The sequence below is a fragment of the Planktotalea sp. genome, from assembly GCF_018607965.1.
Taxonomy (GTDB): Bacteria; Pseudomonadota; Alphaproteobacteria; order Rhodobacterales; family Rhodobacteraceae; genus Planktotalea.
Genome location: NZ_JABBAM010000046.1, coordinates 1 through 9,399 on the forward strand (window position 1 = coordinate 1; position 9,399 = coordinate 9,399).

The window sequence follows — 9,399 nt, forward strand, 5'->3', positions numbered from 1 at the left end:
AGGACATGCACGCGTGATGCATAGAATTACGGTGGAGGGGGTCCCTCTAAAACCCTACGCTTGATGTCGCGGCGCGGAATCGAGGGCGAAGCCCGCCATGCAACACCGTCCACCTCTTCGGGTGGCGTTTTGGCTGGCGTAACATAATAGTCTGAAACGCGAAATTCGCCGCTGCAAACCGCATAATAACAATACCAATGCGGCTCCAGACCGACGGCATCTGCGCGGTTAAACTAACCGTGCTCGTCTTGGGGTGTCCCATGGAAAGGGAATTCTGTGAGACCATGTTTGAGCCAGAAATCCCTCATGTTGAAAATTGTCGCTCCATCCCGGTGTTCAAATGGGCTCCAAGTCGCGAAGGGTGTTACGGAAATAATTTGTTTTAGTTTTGCAATCTCCGTCTCATTTTCACCTCTAACAGCCCGCCGGAGAGCATAGTCTAATTCTTTGGCTGTATCATGCCATTTTTCTGACCCTTGCTTTTCAAAAACAATTGTATCCTTGCTTCCATACATAGAATTTATTTCATTTACTTCGCCAAGATAATCGACTGCAGATAGATCTGCGGCAACCACGACCAAACCCGTCACACCATCAGCGAAATTTATACTTTCATTCAAACTCCCAGAAATTGGGTCAGGTTTGTTTAAAATCGCATGGTCCATTCTGGCCCCTTTGAGATCGGACTTATACCAACTTGCATGATTCAAAAGCGCCCAGAAAAATTGAGTCCTTGAAGTTTTGTTTCAGCAAAACGCGCGGCTTCCAGTCTGCAATGGGCAAAATTTGCCGCAGAAAAGTTCAAATTTGAAAAATTTACACCTGAAAAATCAGAGCTTGAGAAATCTAAGCGATGCTTTTGTACAAATTCGACTTGAATTTGTTCGTCCCGACGCCTCCCTATCACCGAAATAACTGCTTGAATATCGTCTCTTGGTTTGGGCCTTTTTTCTAAGATTGCAGTTGGTTGGGTGTTTTCGGTAGGCGCATTCTGTCGGACATACGCACACAAGATTTCCATGACCTGCACATGATACGCCTCGTTTTCCTTGGCGATCCGCTCCAGCGCATAGATCGACCCGATACACACTTCTAGATTAGGCACTGTTTCTTTGAAGACTTGCCAGTCGCCAAATTCGACGGCATGATCCTGCTCCGCCCAAGGTTGGGATTGGGATTGTTTCTGAATTAGCGTCTGTTCATGTGGCCAAATCTTCATCTTGATAAAGAGCCGATCAACAGGTTTGACATCATCAATCTCTTCGAAATATTGGTCTTCAGTCCCGCCAAAACGTAATATCTCTATTGAACGTTGTGGTGTCTTGATTTCAGATTGTGGAACGAACGACCTTGTGACGTCTACAGGCTCCCCCGTCCAAACCGTGACAGGCCGCCCAATCCAGTTTACTTCCTTCTGCGCGCCAACCCCTCTACGGCCTTATTGAGCCGATCCGTAACCAACCCTTGTTCAGTTGCGTTCGTTTGCGCCGTCAGGTTCTTGGTGCGGATCAATGTGAAGGGCAGCGCGATGAGCGCGCTTAGACCCGCTGTCATGGCCGCAAGCGTAAGCAGGTAGAGGCGAAAGTCTTCACCAGGTGTTCTCAGGATCGCCTGTGCGATTGATAAAAGCGTCCAGATCACAGCGCCCAAGAATGCGGCGAACAGCACGGCCCACATAAACCCAAGCGCCACGCGCAGTGCGGGCTGCATGTTTTTTAGGCCGAATACGTCCCAAAATGTTTGTGGCACAGACACGGTCTTCGTTTCGCGGTGCACAAGGGCTTAAATGAAATATGCCGCAACGCACAGGCCCAGAATGATCCAAGGCAGCGGTTGAAGAATAAGTGTGAAAAATGGATGGGTCAGGAGATTGTTCAAAATAGCGCACCACATAAATCTATGTGCCCACTTTAATCTGATTTTTTAGCGTTGCGCAAATATTCGAGGCAAAAAATAAAAGAGATCGTTAAAAGGTTTAACTAATTGTTAATAAAAGAAAATAGGTTTCGGCGCGAAACCTGTGGCGCGGCGAATGTGTAGGATGCGCGTCTTCACGCACCCCCCTTGATCACTCCAATAGATCAATCCAAAAACGCCTTCTCAACCACGTAATGTGCGGGCTTGGAATTGGCGCCTTCTTCCAGGCTGTATTCCTCAAACATCTCTTTCAGCTCAAGGTTAAACGCGAGGTTTCCACAGATCATCGCGCGGTCACTTTCGGGGTTCAAGGGGGCTACATCAAGATCCGTGAAGGCCTCGCCAGAGCGCATCAGATCGGTGATACGACCCATCTTGCCACTCTGTTCGCGCGTGGTTGTGGGGTAGTATTTGATCTTCTTCCAGAAGCCCTCGCCAATCACTTCGTTTAGTAATTCATCAGCCTTCAAGCCCTCGATCAATTCGCGCCCATAGGTCAATTCACCCGCTTCGCGGCAGGTGTGGGTGATGATGATCTCGTCGTAATCCTCGTAGGTTTGAGGTTCGCGCAAGAGGGATGCGAAGGGCGCAAAACCGGTGCCCGTTGCAAAGAACCACAACCGTTTTCCCGGGATCAGCGCGTCATGCACCAAGGTGCCGACGGGCTTGGGCCGCATGATGATTTCGTCACCCACTTTGATGTGTTGCAAACGCGATGTCAGCGGGCCGTCTTGGACCTTGATCGAGTAGAACTCCAACTCTTCATCCCACGACGGGGACGCAATAGAATAGGCGCGCAAAAGCGGCTTGGCCTTGCCCGTTTTCTCGTTCACGTCGCCCATCAAACCGATCATCACGAACTCACCCGAGCGAAACCGCATCGATGTCGGCCGCGTCATGCGGAATGAGAACAGACGGTCCGTCCAATGGGTCACTTCGGTCACGATCTGCGCGTCGGGCAGGGCGGGGATTTTCGGTTTCGCGGATGATGTGTCTTGTGTCACGGGCGTGATCTCATTCATTTGTGTACAAACGGAATTTGGCTCCGCTCCTATTTAGGTGGGTTTCGCAGGTTTTGGAAGGGTGCAGTGCGCGAACCCTTCCAAAATAGAATGTGATGTTTTGAACGTTACCCGCGCAAACGCGCTTGATAATCGCCGGTCTGCCAATCGCTACGCGCGATCCAGTCGGGTTCGGGTTGGCGTTGTGCAAGGCTGTTGTCGATCTCGACTTCGTCAAACCCTGCACGCCGCGCCATTGCGTATTGGTCTGCGATCACATGGCCACGTGCGCGCAGACGACCCGTGTAGCCACGCAAACGCAACTGACGCGCAATCGTGAACCCACGACCATCAGCAAAGCTGGGGAAATCAACGCGGATCATTTGGACCGTGTCGGGAATGTTCAACGTCGTCGGATCGACACCACTGGCCAGATCAAGCGCAATCGTGCCGCCATACTTAGCCACCCAATCATCCAAAGTAAAACCCTTGTCCGTCACCAAAACTGTCATGTTGTTTCTTTCTGTTTCACAGGGCTACGCACGGCGCGCCCGTTGATAAGGTGGATGCCGCATTCGGCTTTTTCACTGTCGCGCCAACGCCCTGCGCGCGCATCTTCGCCAACTGCAACAGGGCTGGTGCACGGTGCGCATCCAATAGACAGATAGCCTTTGGCAAGCAGAGGGTGCTTGGGCAAACGGTTCTCTTCCATGTAGTCGCGCAGGTCCTGCTGGGTCCAATGCGCCAAAGGGTTCACCTTGATCAAACCTGTCGCGGCATTGGCTTCAAAAACATCCAACGTTGCGCGTTGCCCGCCCTGAAACCGTTTGCGACCTGTGATAACGGCACTCAAATTAGGGATCGCTTTCATCGCGGCCGCGAGCGATTCGGTTTTGCGCAGCGCACAACACGCATCTGGGTCGTGGCTGTGCAAATTGCCCTTTGTGTCACGGGCTTCCAACGCGCGGGGATCAGGGGCGATGATCTTGACGTTGCTTAGGTTCAACCGCTCTGTCAGTTCTTGCTGATAGACCAGCGTTTCGGTGAAGTGTTTGCCGGTGTCCAAGAACAGGGTAGGCAGGTCGGGCTTGGTCACTGCAAGCAAATGCAAGAGCACAGTCGCCTCCGCACCAAAGCTGGAAACAAGTGCGACGTTGTCCAACTCAGGCGCGTCCAAAGCTATGCGCAAAGCGTGCTGTGCACTGCGCGAGGTCAGGCGTGCGTTTAATGTTTGTGCGAGTGTTTCAAGCGGCATCAGCCTGTTCCTTTTCAGGATAAAGCGCGGCTTTGAACGGCGCCATACCAAGACGACGGAAAGTCTGAATGAACGCTTCTTCCCCTGAACTACGGATAGCAAGATAGGCCTCAACCAAGCGCTCAATCGCGGGGATGATGTCATCCGCAGAAAAACCCGGACCAGCGCGTTCGCCGATGGCGGCTGTTTCCGTGTGATCGCCACCAAGCGTGATTTGATAGCTCTCCACGCCCGCACGATCCAGTCCAAGGATGCCGATATGGGCGACATGGTGATGTCCACACGCGTTGATGCAGCCAGAGATTTTGATCTTCAACTCGCCGATTTCATGCTCTAGTTTCAGATCGTCAAACCGCGTTGCGATCTGCTGTGCAATCGGGATGGAACGTGCGGTCGCAAGTGCACAGTAATCCATACCAGGGCAGGCGATGATGTCAGAGATCAAGCCAATATTCGCCGTCGCCAAGCCATGCTTTTTCAGAATGCCATGAAGTTCGGGCAGATGGGATTTATGCACATAGGGCAATATCACATTCTGTTCGTGGCTGATGCGCAATTCATCATGTCCAAAGCGCTGCGCGAGGTCGGCCAGCACGCGCATTTGCGCGGACGTTGCATCCCCGGGGGTTGCGCCATGGGCCTTGAGCGAGACCGTGACAATCGAATACCCATCGGCCTTGTGCGCGTGCAGATTTGTATCAGCCCAACCGCGAAACACGGGGCTGGATTTATACGTGGTGTCATAAGCGTGGGTGTCAGCCGCAATGAATGCGGGCGGGGCAAAAGACGCTTCGATTACTTTGAACTGCTCTTGGTCGATGCCGCTAAAGCGTGCTTTGATCGCGATGAAGCGCTCATTCACGAGGTCGCGGATCTTATCCAAACCGTTCTCGTGGACCGTGATCTTGATCCGCGCTTTGTACTTATTATCGCGGCGTCCCAATAGGTTGTAGACGCTGACGATGGCTTCTAGATAGGGCAAAAGATCCTCGCGCGGCAAAAACTCAGCAATGACTTTGCCCAGCATCGGCGTGCGCCCAAGGCCACCCCCAACGATGACCTCAAAGCCTGCCACACCGTCACGTTCCACCATACGCAGCCCGATGTCATGGGCGCGCGTCACGGCGCGATCACTCATTGACCCTGTCACGGCGACTTTGAATTTACGCGGCAGGAACTGGAATTCAGGATGATCCGTTGACCATTGGCGGATCAACTCGGCCACGGGGCGGGGATCAGCGATTTCGTCTGCCGCAGCACCTGCGAAATGGTCTGCGGTCACATTGCGGATCGTGTTGCCAGAGGTCTGGATCGCGTGCATTTCAACCGTGCCCAGCTCGTCCAGCATATCTGGAATGTCGCGCAATTCTGGCCAATTGTACTGGATGTTTTGGCGCGTCGTGAAGTGGCCATAGCCTTTGTCATATGTGTCCGCGAGACGGGCGAGCATATTCATTTGGCCACCGTTCAACGTGCCATAGGGGATCGCAACGCGCAGCATATAGGCGTGAAGTTGAAGATAAACTCCGTTCATCAAACGCAGGGGTTTGAATTCGTCTTCGGTCAGATGACCCGCGATGCGGCGCTCGACTTGGGCGCGAAACTGGGCGTTGCGTGAGGCGAGAAAGGATGTGTCGAAGGCATTATAGGCGTACATTAGATCTGCTCCTGTTTACCATGGCGGTAATTGGACGGGCCTTTACGGCGAAAGGCTTCGCGAAAATGGGTGGGCTCTAGACCGTTTGGGCCATCTGACATCTCTGCAAGGTAGGCTCCTACGACAACGCCGGTTTGCGCCTCGGCCTGTAGCAGGCGCAGGTCTGCGTCGGCCTCGTCCGTGATCAAAGCTGCGTCGCTGAGTTTGCGTGTCCAAGTATCGGCGTTGGTCAGGTAGACCACATCGCCCTCAAGAAGTGCATTGGCGGTGACGACTTTAGGTGTGAATTGGCGGGACATTAGGCGAATTCCTCTTGTGGGAGCGTGGCAAGCGAGGTGAGCGCGTCGCGCGGGGCGAGGCCAAGGAAGATGACGGCGGGGCCTGACACGGCTGTGACCTCTGCCAAGGTTTCAAGCGTGGCTGGGATGATGCGTTGATCAGCGCGCGATGCGTTTTCGATTAATGTCACAGGGGTCAAGCGATCCGCGCCGTGCATCAACAAACGCCCTTGCACAAAACGCGCCGCTTTCTTGCCCATGTAGATCGCGGCGACCGCGTCAGGCTTGGCAAGTGCCGCCCAATCGTGATCGGCAAACCCCTTCATGTCGTGGCCCGTCAGGAAGCGCACCGTGCCATTGCGACAACGGCGCGTGAAGCTTTGCCCGATAGCGGCGACAGCAGCAGAGGCGGCAGTAATGCCAGGGATGATTGTGTAGGATAAATCATGTGCGAGGCAGGTTTCGATTTCTTCATCGAGACGACCAAAGATGGTTGGATCGCCAGACTTAAGACGTACGACTTGCGCACCATTCTGGGTATGTTCTGCGATCAGGTCATTGATGGAGTTTTGGGACATGGAGGGGCCAAAGCCCTCTTTGCCCGCGTCCACAATCAACGCTTCGCGGCGCGCGAGCTCTAGGATTTCTGGGGTAACGAGACGGTCGTGGATGATCACATCGGCCTCATCAATTGCCTTGCGTGCCTTTAGGGTCAGCAGCTCGGGATCACCGGGACCTGCGCCCACAAAGGCAACATGCGCGTCGCGGAATTTCTGGGTGACGTGTTTGGCCAGCGTGATGTTGAGCGCGTCTTGGATGTCGTCCTCGCTGATAGCAGCCGGACCTGCGTTGAAATAGTAATCGCGCCAGAAATCACGGCGCGCCCGGCCCATTGGAAGGCTGTCTGCGGCCTTGCGAAACGTCTTACCAATGCGGGCGAGGGTGCCGAGGGATTGGGGAAGGCGTTCTTCCAGATCGGCTTTGATTGCACGGGCAAGCACGGGGGCAGCGCCTTCTGTGCCAATTGCGATTGTAACGGGATCACGGTCCACGATAGCGGGTGTGATGAATTGGCTATCCCCAAGATTATCAACGATATTTACCATTGCACCGTCCGCACGAGCGATCTGAGAGGTGCGCGTGTCAAGGGCGCTGTCTTCATCCGCCGCGTAGGCCAGAACGGCGCACATCGCGTCGCCGGGTTCGATCCGGCGAGGGATGTAGCGCAGCTTGCCTGCGTTGTGCCATGCTTTGATCTTTGGTGACGCGTTCGGACTGAAGACCGTGATATGCGCAGTGGTTTTCAAAAGCAGACGTAACTTCGCAAGTGCGGCCTCGCCGCCGCCAGATAGAACGACACGACGGCCTGCGAGGGCGACGAAGATAGGGAAGTGATCCATGGCAGGTTCCTAAGTGCGGTTTACACGCTCAATATAGGAAATAATTCCGATATGTTGCTAGGCGTCCTTGTTTGATAGGGAAAATGTTTTGCAATGACTGCCTGGAGCGTCTATGCGTTCTAAAAAATTCAGGAGTCGCGAATGTCCGTTCGAATTGATGACACAGATCGAAAAATCCTACGCGCCTTACAGGTCGATGCGGACCGTTCGCTGGATGAAATTGCGCGCGAAGTCGGCTCTTCCAAGACGCCCGTATGGAATCGCATCCGCAAAATGCGCGAGGCGGGTATTATCGGCGCGCAGACAGTTAAGCTGGATGCAGAGGCATTGGGGTTTGAGGCGTGTTTTTTCGTATTGATCCGAACGTCCGAGCATGATGCCAACTGGCAAGCAGCGTTTTTGAAAGCCTTATTGGATCGCCCCGAAGTGCAGGAAGCGCATCGTTTGGCGGGGGATATTGATTATATTTTGAAAGTGCGGGTTCAGAATGCACGGGCCTATGATGTGTTCTATCAAGCGCTGATTTCAGAGGTGAAGGTGCACAATGTGACGGCGCTTTTGTCGATGGAAGAAATTAAAAGCACGTCGGCTTTGCCGATTTGAGAGATTTGGAGTGTGGGCCAGCCCCCACGCCCCCGGGATATTTGGGAAAGAAGAAGCGATTAGGCCTGTACCATAAGGCGTTCGAGGCCGTGAAAGTGGTAAAGGTTGGCGTATTTTGGCGGCTCCGTGATGTGCAGATTGGGAAAACGCGCAAAGAGTTTCGGGAGTGCAACGCGCAGTTCGAGGCGTGCAAGGGGGGCGCCGACACAGAAATGAAGACCGCCACCGAAGCTGGTGTTGGTTTGGATTTTTCGTGTTGGATCGAAGTGATCAGGGTTGGGCCATGTTTTGGCGTCTCTGTTGGCCGCCGCGAGCATTAGCGCGATTTCGTCGCCGCGTTTAAAGGTTTGGTCTCCTAGTGTAATATCTTCGTAGCAAAAGCGTGTGAACACGTGCAGGGGTGGGTCGTAGCGCAAGATTTCTTCAACGGTTTGATCTATCGTAGAGTCTGTGAAGGCTGATGCGGGCGTATGTGTTTCGATCAGGGTTTTGACGCCGTTCCCGATGGTATGCACCGTGGCTTCGTGGCCTGCGTTTAGAAGGAGGATGCAAGTGGTTATCAATTCCTCCATGCTGAGTTTTTCGCCGTCATCTTCGGCAGTAAGAAGTTGCGTAATGAGATCATCGCTGGGTTTTTTGCGTTTCTCGGTCGCGTAGCTGCGGATGAAGTCGGAGAAATCAGAGGATGCGCTTGCGGCCCTGTCTTCAATCGCGTGGTTGCGGCGGGCTTGATACATGGCAACCATATCGTTGGACCATTTGAGCAGTTGACCAGCCATATTTTCGGGAACGCCCAAGAGACGACAAATGACGATGATGGGGATCGGGGTCGCATAGGCGTCGATCAAATCGAACGGGGCATCGGTTGGAAGTTTGCGCAGCAGATCATCGCAAAGCGCTTCTATTTCTGGGGCGAGTTCGTTGATCCGGCGCGATGTGAACGCGCGCAAGACAAGGCCGCGCAGACGTGTATGGCGCGGTGGTTCGAGTTCGAGCATGGAATGTGCTTCGATCGCATAAAACGGCGCAAGGTGATCAGGAAATTGGACTGGATCAATCGGTTCGCGGCCAAAACGACGGTCTTTCAAGATCCTTGCTACCAGTTCGTGACTGAACACGGCGGTCATCCTGTAAGCAGGCCAATATTGAACTGGCGCGCGCGCGCAGGCCAGCGCGTACGCAGGGTATGGATTTTGCACAAACGCAGGTTGGGTCGGGATTTGGGGCCATTCATTCATTGGGCCAGCTTTGAATAGTCTGGCTGGTGTTTGCAAGCGCACGCGATGTA

Annotated in this window: 11 protein-coding genes; 1 reads left to right on the plus strand and 10 read right to left on the minus strand. The window is 53.7% G+C overall.

Annotation, left to right across the window (positions count from 1 at the left end):
* Positions 1-233: 233 nt before the first annotated feature.
* The 9 genes from QZ279_RS04265 to cysG all read right to left on the minus strand — a co-directional run bounded on the left by QZ279_RS04265 (position 234) and on the right by cysG (position 7,508).
* Positions 234-665: a hypothetical protein gene (locus QZ279_RS04265; RefSeq protein WP_293448355.1), complete on the minus strand. Its 432-nt coding sequence runs from the start codon at positions 663-665 to the stop codon at positions 234-236.
* Positions 666-706: 41 nt separating this feature from the next.
* On the minus strand, positions 707-1,219 hold the full coding sequence (locus tag QZ279_RS04270) for a pentapeptide repeat-containing protein (protein WP_293448356.1): 513 nt from the start codon (positions 1,217-1,219) through the stop codon (positions 707-709).
* Between the two features lie 185 nt (positions 1,220-1,404).
* Positions 1,405-1,749: a hypothetical protein gene (locus QZ279_RS04275; RefSeq protein WP_293448358.1), complete on the minus strand. Its 345-nt coding sequence runs from the start codon at positions 1,747-1,749 to the stop codon at positions 1,405-1,407.
* Positions 1,750-2,081: 332 nt separating this feature from the next.
* Positions 2,082-2,939, minus strand: a complete 858-nt coding sequence (locus QZ279_RS04280; RefSeq protein WP_293448360.1) for a ferredoxin--NADP reductase — start codon at positions 2,937-2,939, stop codon at positions 2,082-2,084.
* 107 nt (positions 2,940-3,046) lie between these two features.
* Positions 3,047-3,430, minus strand: coding sequence for a DUF934 domain-containing protein (locus tag QZ279_RS04285; RefSeq protein ID WP_293448362.1), 384 nt, complete (start codon positions 3,428-3,430; stop codon positions 3,047-3,049).
* Positions 3,427-4,173, minus strand: coding sequence for a phosphoadenylyl-sulfate reductase (locus QZ279_RS04290; protein ID WP_293448364.1), 747 nt, complete (start codon positions 4,171-4,173; stop codon positions 3,427-3,429). Before QZ279_RS04290 ends, QZ279_RS04285 begins: the two co-directional genes overlap by 4 nt.
* Entirely contained in the window at positions 4,163-5,830 is a 1,668-nt protein-coding gene (locus QZ279_RS04295; RefSeq protein ID WP_293448366.1) for a nitrite/sulfite reductase, read from the minus strand. Before QZ279_RS04295 ends, QZ279_RS04290 begins: the two co-directional genes overlap by 11 nt.
* Positions 5,830-6,129, minus strand: coding sequence for a DUF2849 domain-containing protein (locus QZ279_RS04300; protein WP_293448369.1), 300 nt, complete (start codon positions 6,127-6,129; stop codon positions 5,830-5,832). Before QZ279_RS04300 ends, QZ279_RS04295 begins: the two co-directional genes overlap by 1 nt.
* Positions 6,129-7,508 carry a siroheme synthase CysG gene (gene cysG, locus QZ279_RS04305; RefSeq protein ID WP_293448372.1) on the minus strand — a complete coding sequence of 460 codons (1,380 nt, stop codon included), beginning with the start codon at positions 7,506-7,508 and terminating at the stop codon, positions 6,129-6,131. The genes QZ279_RS04300 and cysG overlap by 1 nt, the downstream gene beginning before the upstream one ends.
* A 141-nt stretch (positions 7,509-7,649) precedes the next feature.
* Here cysG and QZ279_RS04310 point away from each other — a divergent pair, with 141 nt between their 5' ends.
* Entirely contained in the window at positions 7,650-8,111 is a 462-nt protein-coding gene (locus tag QZ279_RS04310; protein WP_293448374.1) for an Lrp/AsnC family transcriptional regulator, read from the plus strand.
* Positions 8,112-8,170: 59 nt separating this feature from the next.
* Here the strand turns inward: QZ279_RS04310 and QZ279_RS04315 are convergent, their stop codons facing one another.
* The gene (locus tag QZ279_RS04315) at positions 8,171-9,349 is read right to left on the minus strand and encodes a cytochrome P450 (RefSeq protein WP_293448438.1); all 1,179 of its coding nucleotides are present in this window, start codon (positions 9,347-9,349) and stop codon (positions 8,171-8,173) included.
* Positions 9,350-9,399: the final 50 nt, after the last annotated feature.